At 73.0% G+C, this 21,703-nt stretch carries 16 protein-coding genes; 7 read left to right on the forward strand and 9 right to left on the reverse strand.

Going from position 1 to position 21,703, the window contains the following annotated elements:
* The first annotated feature begins 11 nt into the window (after positions 1-11).
* Together IG02_RS0101620 and IG02_RS0101625 are read left to right on the forward strand one after the other, a co-directional pair.
* The gene (locus IG02_RS0101620; protein ID WP_030740660.1) at positions 12-2,114 is read left to right on the forward strand and encodes a beta-galactosidase; all 2,103 of its coding nucleotides are present in this window, start codon (positions 12-14) and stop codon (positions 2,112-2,114) included.
* A 106-nt stretch (positions 2,115-2,220) separates the two neighbouring features.
* Positions 2,221-4,281, forward strand: coding sequence for an RICIN domain-containing protein (locus IG02_RS0101625; protein ID WP_030740663.1), 2,061 nt, complete (start codon positions 2,221-2,223; stop codon positions 4,279-4,281).
* Positions 4,282-4,391: 110 nt separating this feature from the next.
* On the opposite strand, the gene IG02_RS0101630 is transcribed toward IG02_RS0101625, so the two are convergent.
* The 5 genes from IG02_RS0101630 to IG02_RS0101650 all read right to left on the reverse strand — a co-directional run bounded on the left by IG02_RS0101630 (position 4,392) and on the right by IG02_RS0101650 (position 11,460).
* The gene (locus IG02_RS0101630) at positions 4,392-6,890 is read right to left on the reverse strand and encodes a CBM35 domain-containing protein (RefSeq protein ID WP_420707698.1); all 2,499 of its coding nucleotides are present in this window, start codon (positions 6,888-6,890) and stop codon (positions 4,392-4,394) included.
* A 146-nt stretch (positions 6,891-7,036) separates the two neighbouring features.
* Positions 7,037-7,879 carry a carbohydrate ABC transporter permease gene (locus IG02_RS0101635; RefSeq protein ID WP_030740667.1) on the reverse strand — a complete coding sequence of 281 codons (843 nt, stop codon included), beginning with the start codon at positions 7,877-7,879 and terminating at the stop codon, positions 7,037-7,039.
* Positions 7,876-8,808, reverse strand: coding sequence for a carbohydrate ABC transporter permease (locus IG02_RS0101640; RefSeq protein ID WP_030740669.1), 933 nt, complete (start codon positions 8,806-8,808; stop codon positions 7,876-7,878). The genes IG02_RS0101635 and IG02_RS0101640 overlap by 4 nt, the downstream gene beginning before the upstream one ends.
* Positions 8,809-8,894: 86 nt before the next feature.
* Positions 8,895-10,220, reverse strand: coding sequence for an ABC transporter substrate-binding protein (locus tag IG02_RS0101645; RefSeq protein WP_030740671.1), 1,326 nt, complete (start codon positions 10,218-10,220; stop codon positions 8,895-8,897).
* Positions 10,221-10,401: 181 nt separating this feature from the next.
* Positions 10,402-11,460, reverse strand: a complete 1,059-nt coding sequence (locus tag IG02_RS0101650) for a LacI family DNA-binding transcriptional regulator (RefSeq protein ID WP_030740673.1) — start codon at positions 11,458-11,460, stop codon at positions 10,402-10,404.
* A gap of 111 nt (positions 11,461-11,571) precedes the next feature.
* Between IG02_RS0101650 and IG02_RS35805 the strand changes: the two genes are divergently transcribed.
* Together IG02_RS35805 and IG02_RS0101660 are read left to right on the forward strand one after the other, a co-directional pair.
* The gene (locus IG02_RS35805; RefSeq protein ID WP_037801797.1) at positions 11,572-13,836 is read left to right on the forward strand and encodes an alpha-galactosidase; all 2,265 of its coding nucleotides are present in this window, start codon (positions 11,572-11,574) and stop codon (positions 13,834-13,836) included.
* Between the two features lie 261 nt (positions 13,837-14,097).
* Positions 14,098-15,096 carry a helix-turn-helix domain-containing protein gene (locus IG02_RS0101660; RefSeq protein WP_030740686.1) on the forward strand — a complete coding sequence of 333 codons (999 nt, stop codon included), beginning with the start codon at positions 14,098-14,100 and terminating at the stop codon, positions 15,094-15,096.
* 56 nt (positions 15,097-15,152) lie between these two features.
* Here IG02_RS0101660 and IG02_RS0101665 read toward each other — a convergent pair whose 3' ends face one another.
* Together IG02_RS0101665 and IG02_RS0101670 are read right to left on the reverse strand one after the other, a co-directional pair.
* A complete protein-coding gene (locus tag IG02_RS0101665; protein ID WP_030740689.1) occupies positions 15,153-15,773 on the reverse strand; it encodes a histidine phosphatase family protein in 621 nt (206 codons plus the stop codon).
* Positions 15,770-17,323 carry an FGGY-family carbohydrate kinase gene (locus IG02_RS0101670; RefSeq protein WP_030740692.1) on the reverse strand — a complete coding sequence of 518 codons (1,554 nt, stop codon included), beginning with the start codon at positions 17,321-17,323 and terminating at the stop codon, positions 15,770-15,772. Before IG02_RS0101670 ends, IG02_RS0101665 begins: the two co-directional genes overlap by 4 nt.
* A 349-nt stretch (positions 17,324-17,672) precedes the next feature.
* Between IG02_RS0101670 and IG02_RS0101675 the strand changes: the two genes are divergently transcribed.
* From IG02_RS0101675 to IG02_RS0101685, 3 genes are all read left to right on the forward strand, one after another.
* Entirely contained in the window at positions 17,673-18,485 is an 813-nt protein-coding gene (locus IG02_RS0101675; RefSeq protein ID WP_030740695.1) for a DeoR/GlpR family DNA-binding transcription regulator, read from the forward strand.
* Positions 18,482-19,501, forward strand: coding sequence for a 2-hydroxyacid dehydrogenase (locus IG02_RS0101680; protein WP_030740698.1), 1,020 nt, complete (start codon positions 18,482-18,484; stop codon positions 19,499-19,501). The genes IG02_RS0101675 and IG02_RS0101680 overlap by 4 nt, the downstream gene beginning before the upstream one ends.
* Positions 19,502-19,617: 116 nt before the next feature.
* The gene (locus IG02_RS0101685; protein ID WP_324604711.1) at positions 19,618-21,072 is read left to right on the forward strand and encodes an FGGY family carbohydrate kinase; all 1,455 of its coding nucleotides are present in this window, start codon (positions 19,618-19,620) and stop codon (positions 21,070-21,072) included.
* A 22-nt stretch (positions 21,073-21,094) separates the two neighbouring features.
* Here IG02_RS0101685 and IG02_RS0101690 read toward each other — a convergent pair whose 3' ends face one another.
* Together IG02_RS0101690 and IG02_RS0101695 are read right to left on the reverse strand one after the other, a co-directional pair.
* Positions 21,095-21,358, reverse strand: a complete 264-nt coding sequence (locus IG02_RS0101690) for a hypothetical protein (RefSeq protein ID WP_051764291.1) — start codon at positions 21,356-21,358, stop codon at positions 21,095-21,097.
* A gap of 27 nt (positions 21,359-21,385) precedes the next feature.
* On the reverse strand, positions 21,386-21,589 hold the full coding sequence (locus IG02_RS0101695) for a hypothetical protein (RefSeq protein ID WP_030740710.1): 204 nt from the start codon (positions 21,587-21,589) through the stop codon (positions 21,386-21,388).
* Positions 21,590-21,703 lie beyond the last annotated feature (114 nt).

The following is a 21,703-nucleotide window of genomic DNA, read 5'->3' on the forward strand; positions in this document are numbered from 1 at the left end:
CGAGGAGCACAATGCCCCGCGTCCCGTCGCCCCGCTGGCTGCGCCGGCCGTCCGACGACACCGCGCCGCGGTTCTGGTACGGCGCCGACTACAACCCGGAGCAGTGGCCGCGCGAGGTGTGGCACGAGGACATCCGGCTGATGCGCGAGGCGGGCGTGAACATCGTCTCGCTCGCCGTCTTCTCCTGGGCCCGGATCCAGACCGCGCCCGACACCTGGGACTTCGGCTGGCTCGACGAGATCATGAACCTGCTCCACGCGGGCGGGATCGCCGTCGACCTGGCCACCGCCACCGCGTCGCCGCCGCCCTGGCTGACCACGCTGCACCCGGAGATCCTGCCGGTCGACGCGTCCGGCGCCACCGTCTGGCCCGGCGCGCGCCAGCACTGGCGGCCCACCTCGCCCGTCTTCCGTGAGTACGCGCTCCGGCTGACGACGGCGATGGCCGAGCGGTACGGCGGCCATCCGGCGCTCACGGCCTGGCACGTCTCCAACGAGCTGGGCTGCCACAACGTCTACGACTACTCCGACGACGCGGCCCGCGCCTTCCGGGACTGGCTGACCATCCGCTACGGCACGCTCGACGCCCTCAACGCCGCCTGGGGCACGGACTTCTGGTCCCAGCGCTACACGGCGTGGGAGCAGATCCTGCCGCCCCGGCTCGCCGCCTCCCACCCCAATCCCAGCCAGCAGCTCGACTTCAAGCGCTTCTCCTCCGACGCGCTGAAGGAGCACCTGCGGGCCGAGCGCGACGTGCTCCGCCGCCTCACCCCCGACGTGCCCGTGACCACCAACTTCATGGTCATGGACGAGACGAAGGGCATGCACTACGCCGACTGGGCGAGCGAGGTGGACTTCGTCTCCAACGACCACTACGTGCGGCCGGGACCGCAGGCGCTGGACGAGCTGTCGTTCTCCGCGAACCTCACCGGCTCGCTCGCGGGCGGCCGCCCGTGGTTCCTCATGGAACACTCCACCAGCGCGGTCAACTGGCAGCCGGTCAATGTCGCCAAGCGCGAGGGGGAGCTGGCGCGTGACTCGCTGCTGCACGTGGCGCACGGCGCCGACGCCGTCTGCTTCTTCCAGTGGCGCCAGTCGGCGGCGGGCGCCGAGAAGTACCACTCGGCGATGGTCCCGCACGCGGGGGCGGAGAGCGAGCTGTTCCGCTCGGTGGCGTGCCTCGGGGCCGCCCTGCGCGACGACCTGGCGGAGGTGGCGGGATCGGTCCGTACCCCCGCGAAGGCCGCGATCCTCTTCGACTGGGAGTCGTGGTGGGCGAGCGAGCAGGACTCCCACCCCTCCTCCCTGCTGCGCTACCGGCGGGAGGCGCTCGACTGGTACTCGGCCTTCCTGGCCCTCGGGGTGCGGGCCGATGTCGTCCACCAGGGCGCGTCGCTCGACGCCTACGACCTGGTGGTGGCGCCGGTGCTGCATGTGGTGCCGCGCGCGCTCGCCAAGGAGCTCACCGACTACGCCGAGGGCGGCGGCCATCTGGTGACCACCTATTTCTCCGGGGTGGTGGACGAGAACGACCACGCCTGGCTGGGCGGTTACCCGGGCGCGCTGCGGGACCTGCTCGGGATCAGGATCGAGGAGTTCGGGCCGCTGCTCGCGGGCGAGAGCGTCACCCTGGACGACGCGGGCGGCACCGCCGGCACGCTGTGGACCGACCGGATCACCGTCACCGACCCGTCGGTGGAGGTGCTGGCCGGTTACCGTACGGGCCCCCAGGCGGGGCGGCCGGCGATCACCCGCCGGCCGGTCGGCCCGGGCTCCGCCTCCTACGTGTCGACACGCCTGGGCCCCGAGGGGCTGCCCGGTGTGCTGGCCCGGCTGCTGGCGGGCGCCGGGGTGCGCTCGGAGCTGCCGGAGGAACTGCGCGGCCGGGTCGAGCTGGCGGTGCGCCACCAGGGCGGCACCACGTACTGGTTCCTGGTCAACCGCACGGACGAGGAGGTCGGCCTGGCCGGTGTCACGGGCCGGTCGCTCACCGGCCGCGCCGGCGCGGGAGCCGCGAGCACCGGCCACGCCCCGGCCGCCGCCCCCGACGCCCCGGCCGTACTCGCTCCCCGCGGTGTGGCGGTGGTGCGCCGGGAGAGCCCGTCCGGGATGTGACGCCGTCCGCGACCGTTCAGGCGCATTCCCGCCGATTCCCCTCATCACCGCTCGTTTCCCGCACATTCGGCACGGACAACGGACGCACGGACAAGGGAAGGTCACGATGAAGCGACCACGTACCACCCGGTTTCTCCCGGCGGCGCTCGCCGTCGTCCTCGCGGCGGGCGGGGTGCTCGCCGCGGGCCCGCCGCCGGCCGCCGCCGGACAGAAGGCCGCGGCGGACGCGGCGGCCTCGGCCGTCACCGTACGGCCCGACCCCTCCTACCAGGGCCAGAGGTTCGAGGGCTGGGGCACCAGCCTCGTCTGGTTCGCGAACGCCACCGGCGACTACCCGGAGGAGATCCGCGAACGCCTCGCGGAGCTGGTCTTCGGTGACGACGGCCTGGCGCTGAACATCGCCCGCTACAACATCGGCGGCGGCAACGCCCCCGACGTCGAGGACTACCTGCGCGCGGGCGGCGCCGTGCCCGGCTGGTGGCGGGCGCCGGAGGGCACCACCCGGGAGGACACCACCTGGTGGTCGGCCGACGACCGGGCCGACTGGAACCCGGACGCGGACCCGGCGCAGCGCTGGTGGGTGGACCGGATCAAGAAGGACATCACGCACTGGGAGGCGTTCAGCAACTCCCCGCCCTGGTTCATGACGGAGAGCGGCTATGTCTCCGGGAACTTCGACGCCGGGGCCGACCAGCTGCGCGCCGACCGGGTGGACGACTTCGCCGCGTATCTGACGGGCGCGGTGGAGCGGCTGGAGAAGGCCCACAAGATCGACGTGGACACCCTCGATCCGTTCAACGAGCCGAACACCTCCTACTGGGGGACGACGCTGGGCCCGGACGGGGAGCCGGTCGGCGGCAGGCAGGAAGGGGCGCACATCGGCCCCGAACTCCAGCAGAAGGTCATCAGCGCGCTGCGGAAGGAGCTCGACGGGTCCAGGACCGACGCGTCGGTCTCCGCGATGGACGAGACCAATCCGACGACGTTCGCCCGCAACTGGTCCGCGTATCCGGCGGCGGTACGGGACCAGGTCGACCAGCTGAACGTCCACACGTACGGGACGGGCGGGCGCACGACCGTCCGTGACATCGCCAAGGCCGCGGACAAGCCGCTGTGGATGAGCGAGGTCGAGGGCGACTGGGGCGACGGGCAGGACTTCGAGGACATGCGCCCCGGCCTGGGGCTGGCCCGGCACATCGTGGACGACCTGCGCGAACTGGAGCCGTCCGCCTGGCTGTTCTGGCAGCCCGTGGAGGACTACGACAACATGAAGCCGGGCGGTGAGTCCGGCAAGGGCGGCAACTGGGGCAGTGTCCAGGTGCCGTTCAGCTGCACGTCCGAGGACACCCTGGAGAGCTGCCCGGTCAGGACCAACACCAAGTTCGACACGGCCCGGAACTTCACCCACTTCATCCGGCCCGGCGACCGGCTGGTGAAGGTGGACGACACCACCAGCGCGGCGGCGGTCCCGGCCTCCGGCCGGGGCGCGACCGTCGTGCACGTCAACGACACGCTCGACGCCCGGCGGGTCACCGTGGACCTCTCCGGTTTCGCCGAGGTCGCGCGGGGCGCGAAGGTGACCCCGGTGGTGACGGACGCGTCCGGCGCGCTCGTCCGGCGGGCGCCCGTCGCCGTGTCCGAGGGCAGGGCCACCGTCACCGTGCCCGCCCGGTCCGTGACCAGCCTGCTGGTCTCCGGTGTGTCGGGCGTCGCGCGGGACAGCGCGCCGATCCGGGACGGGCAGGAGTACCGGCTGACCGGCGCGGGCAGCGGCAAGGCGCTGGACGTCTCGGACGACGGTACGGGCACGGTCATCCGGAGCGCGGACCCGGCCGACCGCGGGCAGGTGTGGCGGGTGCGGAAGATGACGGGGGGCGACACCAACCGTGAGCGGTACACGCTGACCAGCGCCGTGGACGGGCGCAGGCTGGCGGTGCGGGACGGCACCGCCGTCCTGGAGAGGGACCGGGGCCGGCCCGGGGCGGCGGCCCGCTGGATCCTGTCCAGCACGGGCGACGGCTCGTACACGTTCGTCAGCGAGGCCACCGGTGACCTGCTGGAAGTCGCGGGCCAGGCGACGCAGGACGGCGCGCGGGTCGGGCTCTGGACGCCGAACTCCGGGAGCAACCAGCGCTGGACCGTGTCCGCCGCGGGGGACCGCCGGTAGCGGGTCCGGTCGGCGGTGCGCGGACCCACGGCGGGTCCGCGCACCGGGGGCCGGTCCGACAGCGACGTGCCGGACCGGCCCGCCCCCGCCTCCACCGACGGCGGCGGCCGTCAGCCCCGGACCGGGGCGAGTTCGATCCGGTCGATGTTCGGCGCCCAGGCGGCCGCGTTGGAGAGCGTCACGGTGTTGGCGCCCCGTTTCAGGGTGACCGGCACGCCGAGGGTCCAGAAGTCGTCCCAGCTCCAGGTGTTCTTGAAGGTCACCCGCCGGGTCTGGGCGCCGACGGTGATGTCCGCCGTGCGGGACATGATGTCGGTGTTGTACGCGTGGCCGTCGCGCCGGTCGTTCTGGCCGTACGCGACGACCAGGACGTAGGCCCCGGCGCGCGGCGCGTCCACGGTGAACGTGGCCGTGGACGCGGCGCTGTTGCCGAGCCACCCGATGTGGCTGCCCGCCGAGGCGTGGGGGTTCGGGACGAGCCGGGCGCCGCCCGCGAGCGCGGCCCGCTCCCCCTCGTGGACGAGCGTGCCGGCCCGGTCCCCCTCGCCCGTCACGTCGAGGGAGCGCACGGCCGCGGCGCCCGTCACCGTGACCCGGTTGTTGCCCGCCACGAGGTACAGCCGCAGGCCCCGGCCCGGCGCGGCCGTCACCTCCTCGCCGTGCAGCGAGAGCCGTACGGCCGCGGACGCGCGCGGGGTCACCGTGTAGTACCCGTCGCGCGGTGCGTACACGTCGAGGACGGCCCGTGATCCGGCGCCCAGCACCAGCGCGCCGGTGCCCGTGCCGGACGCGTCCCGGTAGTCGTACGACACACTGCCGGCGGTCTCGGCGAGCGTGGCCTCGTGCGCCGCCGACGGCGTGGTGTGCTCGGTCAGGTCGATCCGGTCGAGGGTGACCTCGCCGGTTCCCCTGGCCAGGCTGAGGGTGTGGGGGCCCGCGGTGAGGTCGACTCCCGTGTCCTTCTTCCCCCGGTAGGTCCCGTTCTCGGTCGACGGGTAGCTCACGGGTGTGGCGGGACCGCCGTCCACGGACAGCAGCTGCGTGGCGGGGGCGCCGCTCTGGTTGCCGTAGAGGATCGCGAGGTCGTAGCGGCCGGTCCGCGGCGCGGTCACCTCGAAGTCGACCTTGCTCGCGGCGGTGTTCAGGGATCCGACGTCCCGGGTGCCGGAGGCGGCGTAGCCGTTGGCGTCGGACACCGTGCCGTGCGTGCGGACCTGGCCGCCGGTGATCCGCGCGTCCTCCGCCTCGTGGGAGGCGGTCCAGGGCGTGGACGCGGCGGCGGGCGTGCCGGCGCCGGCCGGGGTGAGGGCGATCCGGTAGGCGGACATCCGCGCCATGTCCCTGAGCGGTACGGTCACCGAGCCGTCCTCGGCGACGGGCAGCTTGGTCCGGGTCAGGACGCGCGGCGCGGCGTGCTGCCCTTCGTAACCGGACCAGGCGGCCTCGGCGACGGTCGCGGCGACGGCGGTGCCGAAGACGGCCGGGTCGACCCGGCGTACGACCACGTCGGTGTCGCCGTCGGAGCCGCCGAGGAGCACCTGGGCCTGCCGGCGCGCGGTGTCGAGCGAGGCGAGCCCCTGGAGGGTGTCCACCGTGTCCGGCCGGGGCGGTGTGACCTTGACGGTCTGCCCGGTCAGCCCCGCGTACCAGCGGAAGAACCACCAGCCGCCGTTGGGGATGTTGGTGCGGACCACGTTGCCGGAGAGATTGCCGGCGGCGTCCCAGTACGCCTGGTTCGCGTACACCTTGTTGCGCTCGAACATGCCCACCCACTGGACCAGTTGGCCCGGGACGGACAGGTCGCGTCGGTTGGCGAACTCGTCGATGTTGACGGCGCGGGGCGGGATGCCGAGGCTCTTCTCGATGGCGCGGTAGGTGTCGTGGTGGCCCTGGAAGTCGCGCAGGGAGTCCGGGCCGAGTTCGTGCCAGGTGGTGACCTCCGGCAGGACGTTCTCCTTCTTGGCGAAGGCGAGGAAGTCCGTCAGCAGTCTGGCGTGGAACGCGGACTCGTTGGGCCCGGCGATCCTGGCGTCCGGGTCGATCGCGCGGATGCGCCGGTGGACGGTCTTCCAGTCCCTCAGGAAGCGGTCGCGGTTGGCCTCGTAGGCGGCCTGGTCCGCGACGCCCAGGTCGTACCAGATCTGGTCGGGCTCGTTGAACGGCACGTAGACGAAGCGGTCGCTGTTCGGCGCGTTCGCGATGTCCCGGGCGACGGTGTCGACCTTGGCGAGGTAGTCGTCGATGCCCAGGTCCTCGTAGGGCCACTTGGCGTACATGTCCTGCATCAGCACGAGGATGTCGCCGCCGCCGTTGCGCAGGTAGGACTTCGAGACGGTCACGGCGTCACCGTTGGGGTGCTGCGCCCCGCCCTGCGGCTTCTGCGAGACGGAGGTGAGCTTGAGCGGGGCGAGGGCGGCGTCGCTGGGTACGCCGTCGTCGCTCAGCCCGTAGAGCGCGCCGTTCGCGCCCCGCAGCACCGGTCCCTCGGGGGCGGCGAGGTCGACGGTGAGCCGCTGGGCCGCGCCGGCTCGTTCCGTCCGGTCCTCCGGTGGCGCGGGGTGCGCCGGCCGCGCCTGGGCGGAGGGGAGGAATCCGGCAGCGAGCGCCACGCCGAGCAGGGTGACGGTCAGAAGGGTGCCCGGGCGGCGGTGTCCACGTGTCCGGGCGGGGCGCGGCCCGGCTGTTCGGGCCGCGCGGGACCGGCCTGTCCGGGCCGTACGGGACCTGCGCATGAGGCTCATGGGGGACCTTTCGGCTATTTGACGGCTCCACTGGTGATTCCGGACACGATCTTTCGCTGTGCCACCAGGAACACGGCGATCATCGGCAGGCTCATCACGACCACGTAGGCGAAGACGAGGTGCCAGTTGTTGAGGTAGAGCTGTGCGCTCGCCACCTGGTAGAGGTTGATCGGCAGGGTCGCCCCGTCCCCGCCACCGAGCACGAAGAAGGCGTAGAAGACGTCGCTCCAGGCGTAGAGCATCACCATGACCGTCGCGGTGGCGACGACGGGGCGCAGCAGCGGCAGGACGACGCGCAGGAATATCCGCACCGGGCTCGCGCCGTCGATCCGGGCCGCCTCCTCCAGTTCCACCGGGATGGTGCGGATGAAACCGGTCATGAAGAAGACGGAGGTGGACAGGTACATCCCCGTGTAGACGGCGACCATGCCGGGCCGCGTGCCGGCGAGTCCGAGCTGGCGCAGCTCCATCACGATGGTGATCACGGCGGGCGGCAGCAGCAGACCGCTGATGACGAGTGCGTACACGGCCGTCACCAGCCGGGACGAGCGGCGGGCGAAGACCCAGGCCGCGCCCGCGCCGAGGATCAGGACGAGCGCCACCGAAGGCACCACGACCAGCAGGGAGTTGGCGAAGCCGCGCAGCATCTCGCCCTGGCTGACCGCGTCGGCGTAGTTGGCCGCGGGCTGCCAGTGGCGCGGCGGGTCGAGATCGGGCCTGACGGCTTCGCCCTGCGGTTTGGCGGAGGTGGCCAGGACCAGCCACAGCGGCACGCCGACGGCGAGAGCGGCCAGCAGGATCACGAGGACCGGGCGGGCGGCCCGCCGGAGCGGGGAGGGACCCGTCGCCGCCCTCACAGCGCCCGCTCCCGTCGGCGCAGCCCGATGACGAGGGGGACCGCGAGTGCGGCCACGGCCAGGAAGAGGACGAGGCTCATCGCGGACGCCTGCGCGTACAGGCCCTGTCCGAAGATCCGGAACATGGAGATGTTGAAGACCTCGGTGGCGGCGGCCGGGCCGCCGCCCGTGGTGGCCTGCACGATGTCGAAGGTGTTCATCGAGCCGATGAGCGCGGTGGTCACGTTGAAGGTGAGGGCGGGCGCCAGCATCGGCCAGCGCACGGACCGGAAGGTCCGCCAGGGGCCCGCCCCGTCGACCTTCGCGGCCTCCAGCAGCTCGCCGGGGATGCCCTTGAGCCCGGCGAGGTAGATCAGCATCGCCAGTCCCATCCACTTCCAGCCGTGCACGGCGGAGACCAGGACCGGCGTCCAGGTGGTGGACCCGAGCCAGGGTATGTCCGTGCCCAGGGCCGCGTTGACGGCGCCGTCCTGGTCGAGGAGGGCCTGGAAGACGTAGCCGACGGCGAGGGCCGAGATGAGCACGGGCAGGAAGAAGACGGCGCGGAAGAACCGGTTGAAGCGGGTGTCCTGTTCCAGCAGCAGGGCCAGGACGAGACCGAACCCGTTCTGGAAGAGGGCGGCGAGGGCCGCGTAGACGAGGGTGGTCCGCAGGGAGCGCGGCAGCGAGCCGTCGTCCATGATCGTCGCGAAGTTGTCCAGGCCGGTGAAGGCGATGTCGGGGTGGTAGGAGGACCAGTCGGTGAACGGGTAGTAGAAGTTGAGCAGGTTCGGCACCAGGAAGAAGGCGGTGAAGACGGCGACGGCCGGCAGCGCGAACCACCACGGGTGGTGCACGGCCGCGCGCGGCAGCCCTCCGGGCTTCTTCCCGCCCGTCCGCCCGGGGACGGGCGGTGCCGCGTCCGGGGTACGTGTCGCTGTGTCGGCCACGGCCGGTGGCCCTCCTTCCCGCTCGTGCCGAGCGTCGTCGTGTCGTCGGTCCTGGTCCTTGTGGACGGCGCGCGTTGACGTCGCCGTCAGAAGCCGGGCGCGCCCTGTGCCTTGGCCACCTGGGCGAACTGGTCCTGGATGGCCTGCGCCACCTGCCTCGGGGTCTTCTTGCCGTAGATCATCTCGGCGAGGTACAGATGGGTGTCCGGGGCGACGACGGCCCTCGCCTGGAAGACGCCGTTCGCCGTCGGCAGCGCCTTCAGTTGAGCCTTGGCGGTCTCCGGGAGCCCGTCGGGACTGGGCACCGCGGGCTGTACGGACGGGATCCGCATCGCCTTGACGTAGTCCGCGTAGTCGGGACCGAGCCAGAAGGCGAGGAACTGGCGGGCGGCGTTCTGCCGCTTGGTGTCACCGGTCCTGAAGGCGACGACGCCGTTGGTCTGGTCGGGCGAGTACAGACCGGTGGTGTCCGAGTTGGAGATCGGGAACCAGCCGAGCCTGCGGTCGATCTCCGCCGTGCTGTGGAGCGCCTGGAGCTGCGACTGGAAGGAGGTGACGTTGAGGACCATCCCCACCTCCCCCTTCCAGAGCGCGTCGGCGGAACCGGTGAAGGTGCCGGTGCGGTGGCCGCGCTGCGCGAGACCCGCGTCGAGCAGCTTCTCCTTGTAGGTGGTGATGGCCTTGACGACGACCGGGTCGGTCCACTTCCGCTCGTTCTTGTTGAGGCCCGCCCACCACTGCCGGTCCAGGTCCGTCAGCTGCACCTGCGTCTGCCACTGCAACGGCCACTTGTCGCCGCCCGCCTCGTAGAAGGCGTCGGCGTCCGTCCTGTCCTTGATCGTGTGCCCGAGCTTCAGCAACTCGCCGTAATCGCGTGGCAGTTGACCGGGGACGGAGATGCCCGCCCGCCGGAGGACGTCCTTGTTGTAGTAGACGCCGAGCATGGCCGGGCTGGTGACGACGGCCGCGTAGCGGGTGCCGTCGACCACACCGAGGGACTTCTCGGTGTCGCCGAGCTTGTTCACCCAGGGCTCGTCGTCGAGCGGAAGGAGGTTCTGCCGGGGCTGGACGAAGGGCAGGGTGGACACGGAGGGCTGCCAGAACATCAGGTCAGGCCGGTCGCCGGAGGCCAGCTTGGTGGGCACGTTCTGCTCGTACAGGTCGGGGACGGCCTGGGCGTCGACCGTGGCGCCGGTGGCCTTCTCGAACGCGTCGATGACCTGGCGGGGCGCGGTGACGGTGTTCTGCGCGGTCCACATGGTCAGTCTCACCCCGTCGAGGCGCGCCGTGGGGTCGACGGCCGGGGCGGCGCGGGAGTTCTCGCCGCCGCCGTCCACGGTCGGATCACTGCACGCGGTGGCGGTCAGGGCGAGGGCGCACATCAGGACGAGAGCGGGGAGGACTCTCTTCATCGCGGGGTCTGCCTCACTGTGTAGAGGGCCAGGACTGCGTAGAGGGTCGGGACTGCGTGGAGGGTCGGGACTGCGTGGAGGGTCGGGGCGGGAGATGCCGTACGGCCGCGCGCATCGGGGTGGCCGCTTCGGCCCGCCGGCCGCGGGTGGACGCTCACCGCACGGGGCGGCGGGCGGACCGTCACGGCGCGGCCCGCGGCGGGCCCGAGCTCTCCCGGACGACCAGTTCCGGCACGGACACGGGGTGCGGGGTGATGGGCGCGGACTGTTCCACGACCCCGTGCAGCAGCGCGAAGGCCGCGCGCCCGAGGCCCGCGAAGTCCAGCCGTACGGAGGTGAGGGACGGGGTGAGGTACGCGGAGCCGGGCGCGTCGTCGAAACCGGCGACGCTCACCTCGCCGGGGACCGCCCGGCCGGCTTCGTGCAGCGCCCGGATCACACCGAGCGCGAGGTCGTCGTTGCCGCACAGGATCGCGGTCACCGCGGGGTCGGCGGCGAGCCGGCGGCCCGCCGCGTGTCCCGCGGCCGGGCCCCAGCCGCCCTGGACGCGCCGTGGCTCCGGCGCTCCCGCGGAGCGCAGCGCGGCGCGCCAGCCGGCCGTACGGGGCGCGGTGCCGCGCGTGCTCGACGGGATCGCCACGTAGTGCACGGTCTCGTGCCCGAGGGCCAGCAGATGGCGGGTGGCCTCGTGGGCGGCGGCCCGGTCGTCCGTCCACACCCAGGGCCGGTCCGCGCCCGGCGGGCTCGCGGGGGTCTCCACCACGCCCACGACGGGCAGCCCGGCGGGTACGGCGCGCAAAGCCCGCACCCCGGCGGGGTCGTACGCGATCACGATCAGCCCGCCGCCGGTGTCGGCCGCGCGCCGGATCTCCGCCCGCACGGACCGCTCGTCGGCCGTCTCCAGCACCCCGATCCCCAGCGCGTACGAGGCACCGCGCGCGGCCTCCTCGATGCCCTGGAGGATGGTCGCGTAGCCGTAGTGCGTGGTGTTGGCGGTGAGCACGGTGACCGACCGGGATCTCCCGCTGGCCAGCGCGTGCGCGGTGACGCTGCGCCGGAACCCCAGCTCCTCGATGGTGGCGAGCACGCGTTCACGGGTCGCCGTCCGCACGCTGGGGTGGCCGTTGATCACGCGGGAGACGGTCTGGTAAGAGACGTCCGCCGCGGCGGCGACGTCCCTGATGCTCACGGCCTTTCTTGTGTGACCGGTCACATTCATGCCAGGATTGTGACCGGTCACAATGAACACGTCAATAGACCCGCCATCGCTCATCAACACGACCGCTCATCACACGATCGCTCGTCGTCACGCGGACGCGTCCCGCCGTAACGGCGGAGTCGGGAGGGCACGTTGACCGATCAGGCCGCGCACGGCAGCCGTACGGCGTACACGGCGTTCACCTGGGGCCATGCGGCACTCACCGCGGAGTTCGCCACCGACCCGGCCGGAACGCCGAGGATGACCCGCCTGGCACCGGCCGGCACCACGGCCCCGCCGCCCCCGCCCGGGGCACCGCTTCCCCTGGTCGAGATCACGGCCCTGGGCCATGGCGCCGGCTGGTCCGGCCAGCGCTTCACCGACGCCGCCCTGGGCTCCCGGCTGCGGTACCGCTCCCACACGGCGGAGCGCGACGGCGCCTGGCACCGGCTGCGGATCGACCTGCACGACCCGGGCAGCGGCCTCAGCGCCGAGGTGCGGCTCTCCTCCCCCGAGGGAATGTCCGTACTGCGCGGGGAGGTTCGGCTGCGCAACGACGGGGCGCGGCCCCTGGTCGTCCAGTCGGTCAGCAGTCTGCTGATCGGCGCGCTCCCCTCCCCCGACGCCCTCGACGTCCACGAGGCCCGCAACGACTGGCTCGCGGAATGCCGTTGGCACCGGGAGCCGCTGCGCGCCTCGGTCCCCGGGCTCAACCGCGCGGCACACGAGCACGACAGCCGTGCCTGTCGTTTTCTCGCGGGACAGGGCAGTTGGCCCAGCGCGGGCCACCTCCCCATGGGCGCCCTGACCGAACGCCTCGGACGCGGCGGCGAAGGAGACGGGTACCGGAAAGGGGACCGGAACGGGCCCGGAGGCAGGTGCGGGGCGGGCGGCGCGAACGGGCACGGGGGCGGGCACGAGGCCGGGAACGGGGTCGGGAACGGGGTCGGCGGCGGCACCGGGCGCGCCTGGCTCTGGCAGATCGAGTCGCCCGTCGGCTGGCGCTGGGACACCGGCGAGCGCGCCGGCGCGGCGTATCTCGCGCTGAACGGTCCCACCGACGCCGAGCACCAGTGGCGCGAACGCCTCGCGCCCGGCGAGGAGTTCACGACCGTGCCCGCCGCCCTCGCCCTCGGCGCGAGCCTGGACGACGCGTTCGCCCAGCTCACCGCGTACCGGCGGGTCCTGCGCCGGCCGCATCCGGACCACACGGCCCTGCCCGTGGTCTTCAACGACTACATGAACACCCTGATGGGCGACCCCACCACGGAGCGCCTGCTGCCACTGATCGACGCCGCCGCCGAGGCGGGCGCGGAGTACTTCTGCATCGACTCCGGCTGGTACGACGACGACACGCGCGGGTGGTGGGACAGCGTCGGAGCGTGGCAGCCCTCGGCCCGGCGCTTCCCGGACGGCGGCATCGAGGCCGTCCTCGCGCACATCCGGGCGCGCGGGATGGTGCCCGGGCTGTGGCTGGAACCGGAGGTCGTCGGCGTACGCAGCCCGGTCGCCGCAACCCTGCCCGACGGGGCGTTCTTCACGCGCGACGGTGTCCGGATCACCGAACACGGCCGCCACCAGCTCGATCTGCGCCACCCGGCCGCACGGGCACACCTCGACACGACGGTCGACCGGATCGTGGGCGAGTGGGGCGTGGGCTATCTCAAGCTCGACTACAACATCACCGTGTCGCCGGGGCCTCAGGGGCCGGACGACACCTCCCCGGGCGGTGGTCTGCTCGGTCATGCCCGCGCCTACCTGGACTGGCTGTCCGCCGTCCTCGACCGCCATCCGGCACTGGTGGTGGAGAACTGCGCGTCCGGCGGCATGCGGATGGACGGCGCCTCGCTCGCCGTCGCCCAGCTCCAGTCCACCAGTGACCAGCAGGATCCGCTGTACTACCCGCCGATCGCGGCTTCGGCGCCGACGGCCGTTCCGCCGGAGCAGGGCGCCGTCTGGGCGTATCCGCAGCCCGAGTTCAGCGCGGCGGAGACCTCCTTCACCCTCGGCTCGGCGCTGCTGGGCCGGGTCCATCTGTCGGGCCACCTGGACCGTATGGCGCCGGACCGGCTGCGGCTCGTCCAGGACGCGCTGGCCACGTACAAGGCGATACGGCACGACCTGCGCGTGGCCGTACCCTGCTGGCCGCTGGGGCTGCCGGGCTGGACGGATCCGTGGGTCGCCCTGGGCCTGCGGGCGGGCGGGACGACCTATGTGTCGGTGTGGCGCAGGGGCGGGCCGAGCGACCGGGCGCTGCCCCTGCCGCACCTGGCGGGCCGGGCGGCGCGGGCCGAGATCCTGCACCCGTCGGCGCCGCTCGGGACGGCACGGTGGCGCGCGGACCGTGCGGAACTGACGGTCGCTCTGCCCACGGCCCCGGCCTGTGTGCTGGTACGGCTGACGACGACGGACGGATGAGGCGGGGCGCCGCGGGCGGCGGGCTGCGGGCCGCGCCAATGCCGAGCTGGAAGGCTCGCGGTAGCGGGGTCTCCACCAGTCCGAGTGTCGGCGAGCGCCTGTGGCGCAACGTCTGACACAAGAGTGCCGTTTCCCAGAGGCCCCGCGACGTCCGGACGCGGGACCGACGTCGGCTTTCCTTGACCGTCCACGGCACGTTACTTGACAATCCGTTTACCCGGGGGCCGTTGACGGCAGGACCGGACGATCGAGGGGGACGGAATGATCAAGACGTTGTTCCGGAGCGACGACTTACCGCCGGCTGTCCGGCTGAACCATTTCGAGGAGTTCCAGACCATCACCAGGAACCCGATGCGGGTGACCAGCGACCGGCCCGAGGACTACCACGCCACCGTGCGGGCGGTGGACCTCGACGGCGTGAAGGTGGCCGAACTGGCGTGTTCGCCGTCGGAACTCCACCGGTCGCCGACGTTGATCCGGAAGGCGGACCCGGAGGTCTACTCGATCGTGTACGCCTTGCGCGGGGAGGTCGGCGTGGCGCAGTCCGGTCGCGAAGCCGCGCTGGGACCGGGCCGGTTCGCGCTGTACGACAGCTCGATCCCCTTCCACATCCGCATCGCGGCCGACGCGGAGGCCGAGGCCGACGGCCGGGGCACGGCCACGGTGGTGCGCGCCCAGGTGCCCCGGACCTCGCTGCCACTGTCGCGCGACCGGGTCGCCCGCCTGCTGGCGTTGCCGCTGTCCGGGCGGCAGGGCGTGGGCGGATTGCTCACCCAGTTCTTCACTTCGCTCACCGTCGACCCGGCGGGATACCGCCCGAGGGACGCACCCAGGCTCGGCACGGTGGGCCTCGACCTGCTGACCGCGACACTCGCCCACCACCTCGACGCCGACGACCGGGTGCCCGGGGAATCCGACCGCCGCACCCTGGTGCTGCGCGTCAAGGCGTTCATCCGGCAGCACCTGCACGAGCCCCGGCTCTCGCCGAGCGACATCGCCGCCGCCCACCACATCTCCGTCAGCTACCTGCACCGTCTCTTCCAGGCTCACGACCTCACGGTTTCGGCGTGGATCCGCCACCAGCGACTGGAACGCGCCCGCCGCGACCTCGCCGACCCCGCGCTGCGTACGGTCCCCGTCCACCGGATCGCGGCCGACTGCGGATTCAGCGATCACGCCACCTTCACCCGCGCCTTCCGCGCCGCGTACGACATCCCGCCCCGGGACTTCCGTCGCCAGGCCCTCGCGACCTCGGCCTGACGTCTCGCCGGCTCCGGTGAATGAGCCCCGCGAGTCGACGCGGGGCCGCGCGGCGTCTACGACGTGGGCACGTTGTACGACATCAGGGAGACCTGTCCGTCCGCCACCCGCAGTTCGGTGATCGCGCAGTTGCGCAGGCCGGGGAACACCCTCCGGTACTCGCTCTCCGGGATCGTGAGCAGGCGGCACAGCACCAGCCGCAGCAGGGAGTTGTGCGCGACGACGAGGACGCGACGGGCCGGGTACGCCTCGGCCAGCCGCAGCAGCGCGCCGGCGCCGCGGCCCGCCGCTGCCAGGGGGTCCTCCCCGCCCGGCAGCGGGTGGGCGGCCGGATCGGCGCGGAACGCCTCGACCTCACGCGGATGGGACCGCTCCAGCTCGGCGAGGGTACGGCCCTCGACGATCCCGAAGTCCAGCTCCGTCAGCTCCGGTTCCACGACGGGGTCGAGGCCCGTGGTCCGCACCGCGGGTGCCGCCGTGCGCCGGGCGCGGGAGAGGGGCGAGGTCACGACCGCGTCCAGCGCGGCGCCCGCGGCCCAGGCGCCGAGCGCCTCGGCCTGTTCGACGCCGCGCGGGGTCAGCTCGATGTCGCTGACGCCGGCGTAGCGGTTCTCCGCGTGCCAGACGGTCTCCCCGTGTCGCGTGAGGAACAGGGTGGTGGGTTCGGGGATGGTCATCCGTGCTCCCGTGCGTAGGCGGCGGTTTCCGAGGGCAGCCAGCCACGTCGTTCCAGTTCGCCGACCAGCTCGGCGAACGGCTGGTCGAATCGGCGGCGTACCTCCGGCCGGGGATCGAGGACCGTACGGACGCGCACCATACCGGCGAGGTCCGCGAGCGCCGCGGCCGGAGCACCGGCCCGGGTCCCGCCGCCGCCCGACGCCCGCCGTACGCCGTACGCGGCGAGCACCGCCATCCCGAGGGCCGAGTCGGTGTGTTCCGGAATCCGGGCCGGCAGCCCGAGCACGTCCGCGCGCAGTTGGTTCCAGTACGGGCTGCGGGTGGCACCGCCGGTGAAGGTGACCGGCTCCTCGACGGGCGCGCCGAGGAGCCGTACGTAGGCGAGGCAGAGCCGTTCGGCGAGGGCGACGCCCTGGAGCAGGGCGGCGTGGTGGTCGGCGTCGTCGGCGGGCGGGCCGGTGAGGAAGGCCTCCGCCTCGGCGGCCAGGAACGGGAACCGCTCGCCGCGTGAGACCAGGGGGTACGCGAGGACGCTCGCCGGTTCCCTTCCCGCGGCCAGCCGGTCCAGGCGGTGCAGGTCGGCTCCGGGGAAGGCACTGCTCAGCACGCCCGCGCCGACGCTGGAGGCCCCGCCGGGCAGCCAGTTCCCGTCCGGGGAGAGGTGGTTGTAGAGCACGCCCGCGGGGTCGTGCAGCGGGTCGGCCGTGACGCCCTTGAGCACGAGGGTGGTGCCCAGGACGGTGTTCCACCGGCCGACTCCCCAGGCGCCGGAGCCGAGTTGGGCCGCGCAGCCGTCGGTCATGCCCGCGATGACCGGGGTGCCCTCGGCCAGGCCCGTGGCCTCCGCCGCCGCGCGGCAGACCGTACCGAGCCGGGTGCCGGGCGCGGTCACGGCGGGGAAGTCGAGCCCGGACAGGCCGAGCCGGTCGAGGACTTCGGTGGGCCAGGCGCGGTGGAGCACGTCGTATCCGGTCTTCAGGGCGTGGCTGGAGTCGGCGGGTACCGGGTGGCCGACGAGCCGGCGGGTGATGAAGTCGGCCTGGTGGCAGACGCGGGCGCCCCCGCCACCCCCGTCGCCGCCGGCCCGGCGGCCCCCGCCGCCCCGGGCGTCCGGCCCTTCGCTCCCGTCGCCGCGCCCCGCGCGGTGGAGCCACAGCAGTTTCGCCAGCGCCCAGGTGGGCTGGATACGGTGGCCGAGCGCGCGCCAGACGTCCGCGCCGGCCTCCTGCGCGTCCCGCGCCTCGGCGCCCGCCCTGGCGTCGTCGTACATCAGCGCCGGAGTGACCGGTTCGCCGCGTGAGTCGGTCAGCAGGACCGTGCCCGACGTGCCGCACACCGCGAGGCCCCGGACGCGCTCGGCGGGGAGCGTGCGCAGTGCCTGCCGGGCGGCGGCTCCGACACCGTCCCACCAATGTGCGGGCAGTTGTTCGTGCCGCCCGTCGTCGCGGTGGCCGGTCAGCGGGGCGGAGCCCCGGCCGACCACCTTCCCGTCGTCGGTGACCACCAGGACCCGCACGCCCTGGGTCCCCAGATCGACGCCCATCCACATGTCCTGGTGGCGTGTGTCCGTCACAGGCTCCCGCTTTCCGGTCGTCGTGGCCGCCGGGTGTTTTCCGGTGATCCCACCACACTTTTCACATGCTGGTCACGGCCCTCGCCGGGCCCGGGAACATGCTTCCCTTACGGCCGCTCCCCCATGCCCCACCTGGGCGTCGTCCGCCGGACCGTGGCCGCTCCCGGGTTGACCCGGTCACCACTGTGGGAAACACTGCCCGAACGGTACAACAACATCTCTGTTATATCCTCACACTTTCATGTTATTGATGAGGTGTCCCGGGCGGAGGAGCGCAGACGTCCTCACCTGCCCGCGGCCGACGTCAGCGGGATGAGGACCGGGAATGTCACAGGACCGAAGCCACCGAGGCCCCGTACAGCGGCGCCGGGAGATCTCCGACCACGTGCTGAGCGAGGGGTCGGCCTCGGCGGCGGACCTGGCGGAACGGTTCGGCGTGAGCCCCATGACGATCTACCGGGACATCGACGAGCTCGAACGCGAAGGCATCCTGCGCAAGTTCCGCGGCGGCGTGACCGCCCAGCCCTCCGGGGTCTTCGAGAGCAACGTCGCCTTCCGCAAGAAGACCATGCGTGCGGAGAAGGAAGCGCTCGCGGCCAGGGCCGCGACGCTCATCGAACCGGGCATGTCCGTGCTGATCGACGATTCGACCACCGTGCTGGAACTGGCCCGGCTGCTCCCCCGGTTCGAACCGCTGACCGTCGTCACCAACTTCCGTGAGGCGATCAACCTGCTCGCCGAGGAGCGCGGGATCCAGCTGATGGCCCTCGGCGGCGACTACGACCCCCTGCACGACTCCTTCCTCGGGGTCCCCTGCGTGGAGGCCGTCGAGGCGCTCCGGGTCGACCTGTGCTTCGTGTCCGTATCGTCCGTGTACGGTGATCACGCGTTCCACCAGGAACAGCGCATAGTGGCGGTCAAGCGCGCGATGCTCGCCGCCGCCGGCCGCTCCGTCCTCCTGATCGACCACTCCAAGCTCGGCCGTACCGCGCTGCACCGGCTGACCCCGCTGTCCGCCTTCGACCTGGTTCTGGTCGACGGCCGCACCCCGCCGGACGACCTGCGGTCCCTGGACGAGCGCGGAGTGCGCTACGACGTCGCACCGATCCCCGATCCCCCGTCAAGGAGACCGCGTTGACGACCATCCTCGCCGCCGGTGACCACTTCGTCGCCCCCGAGTTGTTCGCCCGGGAGCTCGACGCCGAGATCGGCTCCGGCCATACGATCACCCGCCTGCACCTGCCCTGGCCGCTGACACCGTTCGGACCGGTCGGCGAGGTGACCGAGGCGTCCGGCGACGAGCGGACGCTCCTCGACGCGCTCGACGGTGTCCAGGTGTGTGTCACGCAGATGGCTCCGCTGACCCGCAAGGTGCTCGAGGGCTCGCCGGAGCTGCGGCTGGTGGTCGTCGGACGGGGCGGCCCGGTGAACGTCAACCTGGAGGCCGCGAGGGAACGCGGCGTCCAGGTGTGCAACACCCCGGGGCGCAACGCCGCCGCCACCGCCGAGTACACGCTCGGCCTGATGCTCGCGGCGATGCGCCGGATCCCGGAGACCTCGGCGGCGCTCGCCGAGGGCCGCTGGGCGGGCGAGTTCTACACGTACGACAACTGCGGGCCGGGCGTGGACGGCTCGACGGTCGGGCTGATCGGCTGCGGCGCGGTCGGCAGTCGGGTGGCGCGGGCGCTGACCGCGCTCGGCGCGCGGGTGCTGGTGTACGACCCGTACGCGGATCCGGCGGTGCTGCGCGAGGCGGGCACGCCGGTCGGGGAGCTGGCGGACCTGCTGCGCCGCTCCGACGTGGTGTCGCTGCACGCGCGCCTGACACCCGAGACGCGGGGCCTGCTGGGCGCCCGGGAGCTGGCGCTGCTGCCGGAGGGCGCGGTGGTCGTCAACTGCGCGCGCGGTGCGCTGCTGGACGAGGACGCGCTGTGCGACGCGCTGGAGTCGGGCCGGCTCGCGGCGGCCGGACTGGACGTGTTCGCCGTGGAGCCCCCGCCGCCGGACTCACGGCTGCGGTCGGCGCCCCGGCTGGTGATGACGCCGCACCTGGCCGGCGCGAACAGGGCGGTGGCGCACAACGCGGCTCGGATCGCCGCCGCCGAGGTGGGCCGTTTCCTGCGGGGAGAGCCGCCGGCGCACCGCGTCGCCTGACGGGGCACCGGCCGGCACGCGCGCCGCGACGTACGGCGGGAGCGGGCAGAACAGCGGGAACAGCACGTCCGAGCAGATCGCGGAGCACGTCACCGTCATCCCGGGAAAGAGGAGACATGGTGTTCGTCGGACTGGACATGGGGACCTCGATCGCCAAGGCCGTGGCTTTCGCGCCGGACGGCACGGCGCTACGGGTGGAGTCGACCCCGATCGCGCTCGGCGGCGCGGGCGAACGCGTCGAGCAGGACGTCGACGAGGTGGTCCGCGCCGCCTCCACGGTCCTGTCGGCGGTGACCCGCGGCCACGATCCCGCGCTGGTCGCCCTCACCGGACAGGGGGACGGGCTGTGGCTGGCCGGGCCCGACGGGAGGGCCGTACGGCCGGCGCTGTCCTGGATGGACGGCCGGGCCGGCGGCCTCGTGGCGGACTGGATGGCGGACGGCACGGCCGAGCGGATGTACCGGCGGACGGGGAACGTGCTCTTCCCCGGCTCCCCCGGGCCCCTGCTGGCCTGGCTCGACCGCGAGGAACCGGAGTCCCTGGACGCGGCCACGACCGCCGCCGCGTGCAAGGACATCCTCCAGCTGCGGCTGACGGGCGAGCGCGGCACCGAGTTGTCCGACGCGTCCGTCCCCTTCCTCGACCCGCGGACCCGCGCGTACTCCCCCGAGGCGATGAAGGACCTCTCGGTGGCCCACCGGGCGGACCTGCTGCCGCCGATCGTGCCGGACCTCCCCTGCGGCGAGGCCCACGGCCGGGTGCCGGGACCGCCGGCCGGGACCCCGGTCTGCTCGGGGCCGTACGACCTGCCCGCGTGCGCGCTCGGGGCCGGGGTGACGGAACCGGGCGACGGGCTGCTGATCGTGGGCACGACGCTGGCGTGCGAAGTCGTCGTGGAGAGCGTGGCGTTCGAGGGCGATCCGGTCGGCTTCCACCTGGCCACGGCCCGGTCCGACCGCCATCTGCGGGCGCTGCCCGCGATGACCGGCACCGTGGCGCTGGACTGGGTGCTGCGGATGACCGGCACCTCCTACGAGCAGGTGTCCGGGATGCTGGAGGACACCCCGCGCGGTGCCCGGGGGGTGACGGCGCTGCCCTATCTGTCGCCTTCCGGGGAACGGGTTCCGTTCGTCGATCCCACCGCCCGCGCGGAGTTCACGGGGCTGGACCTGCGGGCCTCGCGCGCCGATCTCGTACGGGGCATGTGCGAGGCGATCGCGTTCGCGGCACGGCACTGCCTCGAGGCCGCGGGTCTCACCGGTGAGCTCGCCGTGTGCGGTGGCGGTGCGCGCAGCCTGCCGTGGCTGCGGATGTTCGCCGATGTGCTGGGCCGCCCGCTGCGGGTGGCCCGGGGGCCGGAGCCGGGCGCGCGGGGCGCCGTCCTGGCGGCGGTGGCGGCCCGGGGCGCGGAGCTGGGGCACACGGTGGACGCGGCCGAGTGGACCGCGCCGGACGCCGTGGTGGATCCCGATCCCGCGGGCGTCGCGTTCTACGAACAGGCCTACGCCGACTACCTGTTCCGGGTCGGGAGTGCCCGGGCACGGTGGCGGGGACCGGCCGACGCGTACTGATCCCCGCGCTGTGTCGTTTCGGTCAGTCGTTGCTGACCAGGACGGTGATCCGGTATCTCAGGTCACTGTTCCAGCTGATCTCGACCCAGAGGTCGTAGCCGCCGTCCCTGGGGGCGACGTTGTACACCGCGAGCCGTGCGGCGCCGATGAAGGCGTTTCCGTTCGCGTCGATCTCACTGATCGACACGACGACGCTGCTGTTCCGGTTGGTGACCGATGAATTGACGGGGAGTTTGAACGTGCCGTGGCCGGAGCCCACGACAACGCGCCGGATGACGGTACTCATGCGGTTTCCCTCCTGGTGCCGGCGGTCTCAGACCGCTTGGTCGTCGATGGCCGCGAGGACCCTCGGGGCCTCGGTGGCCGCGAGGGAACGGGGACCGGCCTCGTCCGCCGCCATGTCGTCGACGGCCGCGACCGCCACGAGGGCGGTGGCAGGCCCGCCGGTCGGCGGCGCCTGGTCGTCGACGGCCGCAAGAACGCGGGGTGCGGCGCCCTGCGCGTCGTAACTCGCCATGCGTGTCCCTTTCTCTGAAGGGAGCCCGCCGCCCGGTGCCAGGTCGTTCTCCGTCCGGGCATGGATACGCGGCCCGGCCGACGGCCTCGTGTGATGTGGTGTCCCATCCGTCCC

The sequence above is a fragment of the Streptomyces sp. NRRL F-5135 genome (assembly GCF_000719775.1).
GTDB lineage: Bacteria > Actinomycetota > Actinomycetes > Streptomycetales > Streptomycetaceae > Streptomyces > Streptomyces hebeiensis.

Bases quoted from the DNA above. Each gene is read 5' to 3' on its own strand.
- IG02_RS0101620 (WP_030740660.1), top strand. From the start codon at position 12: ATGCCCCGCGTCCCGTCGCCCCGCTGGCTGCGCCGGCCGTCCGACGAC.
- IG02_RS0101625 (WP_030740663.1), top strand. From the start codon at position 2,221: ATGAAGCGACCACGTACCACCCGGTTTCTCCCGGCGGCGCTCGCCGTC.
- IG02_RS0101645 (WP_030740671.1), bottom strand. From the start codon at position 10,220: ATGAAGAGAGTCCTCCCCGCTCTCGTCCTGATGTGCGCCCTCGCCCTG.
- IG02_RS0101660 (WP_030740686.1), top strand. From the start codon at position 14,098: ATGATCAAGACGTTGTTCCGGAGCGACGACTTACCGCCGGCTGTCCGG.
- IG02_RS0101665 (WP_030740689.1), bottom strand. From the start codon at position 15,773: ATGACCATCCCCGAACCCACCACCCTGTTCCTCACGCGACACGGGGAG.
- IG02_RS0101670 (WP_030740692.1), bottom strand. From the start codon at position 17,323: ATGTGGATGGGCGTCGATCTGGGGACCCAGGGCGTGCGGGTCCTGGTG.
- IG02_RS0101675 (WP_030740695.1), top strand. From the start codon at position 17,673: ATGTCACAGGACCGAAGCCACCGAGGCCCCGTACAGCGGCGCCGGGAG.
- IG02_RS0101685 (WP_324604711.1), top strand. From the start codon at position 19,618: ATGGTGTTCGTCGGACTGGACATGGGGACCTCGATCGCCAAGGCCGTG.
- IG02_RS0101690 (WP_051764291.1), bottom strand. From the start codon at position 21,358: ATGAGTACCGTCATCCGGCGCGTTGTCGTGGGCTCCGGCCACGGCACG.
- IG02_RS0101695 (WP_030740710.1), bottom strand. From the start codon at position 21,589: ATGGCGAGTTACGACGCGCAGGGCGCCGCACCCCGCGTTCTTGCGGCC.